The following is a 1,005-nucleotide window of genomic DNA, read 5'->3' as shown; positions in this document are numbered from 1 at the left end:
AAAAGTCCAGGAATTTTGCCCCCGATCCCCGCAATGGCTGGCACTTTTTGAGGGAAAAAAAGTCTAAAAGTCTTATCCAACAAGGTTTTTAGATTTATTAAGCAAACCCTAATTAGCCCCTAGGTTAAATTATTGGCTAAAAGATGGGCCAATTGTTCGGCATTTGCCCGGGGGGAAAGACGAGGAAGGATTTTTTCCCCCGTGGCCAGTTTTTGACAGAGGACGGGGATTTCGTACTGATAAGCGTTAAACCAATCCTCTCGACTGGTAATGTCCCTAATTTCTAACTGCCACTCCGGTTGACGGATTTTTTCTAGTTTCTCTAGCAACCCTTCGCAAAGATGACAGTCCGGTTTACTGTATAAAATTAGTTCTATGGTAGTCATAAATATTTATGTTCATTACCTCCACGATTAGTCTCTCATCAACAATTCTACAAACTCCCACACCCACACCGACTTTAAATAATAATTTAGTTAATTCAGGTTCTCAAGATCTAGTCTATATCGGTGTGTTTCTTCTGGCAATCACCCTAGTCATTGTTATTGGTATTATCAATCAAAAAATTGAATACGCTCTCATTTTTGCCGCCACTCTCACTGCTATTTTAGTTGCTTTCTTCTGGTTTTTATAAGTCCTTCAACCAAGGGGATTGAGGTGATGGTCATTCTGACTTCCCCGACCGACTCCTAACACCCTATATACAAGCAAAACGATCGGACTTGTAATATAATTGTATTGATTGTCCCTTGTTGCTAGAATCACCCCAAATTGACTCAATGGGTTTATAAACGATGACAACCCTAGATATTGCTACCGATATTGTCTGTCCTCCCACCGATTTATGGAGTGATGAACCACCCGTGGAAAGTGATCTGCATTTACAACAAATTATTTTATTATTATCTTGTCTTGATTGGCTCTGGCAAGATAGAAACGATTACTATGCCTCGGGCAATTTGACTATTTATTATAACGAAAGACAACTGAAACAGCGAGATTTTT

General features: G+C 39.6%; 2 protein-coding genes and 1 pseudogene. 2 read left to right on the top strand and 1 reads right to left on the bottom strand.

The window, feature by feature from the left end; translation table 11 throughout:
- Positions 1-119: 119 nt before the first annotated feature.
- Positions 120-386, bottom strand: coding sequence for a glutaredoxin family protein (locus tag PX481_RS09360; RefSeq protein WP_002758558.1), 267 nt, complete (start codon positions 384-386; stop codon positions 120-122).
- An 8-nt stretch (positions 387-394) separates the two neighbouring features.
- Here PX481_RS09360 and PX481_RS09355 point away from each other — a divergent pair, with 8 nt between their 5' ends.
- Positions 395-634, top strand: coding sequence for a hypothetical protein (locus PX481_RS09355; RefSeq protein ID WP_002758556.1), 240 nt, complete (start codon positions 395-397; stop codon positions 632-634).
- 160 nt (positions 635-794) lie between these two features.
- Positions 795-1,005 (top strand): annotated as a pseudogene (locus PX481_RS09350) (Uma2 family endonuclease); the annotation flags it as partial.

Source organism: Microcystis sp. M53603_WE2 (assembly GCF_030065435.1).
Note: the sequence above shows the minus strand (reverse complement) of the source record. Positions and strands in the feature narration are given on the sequence as shown.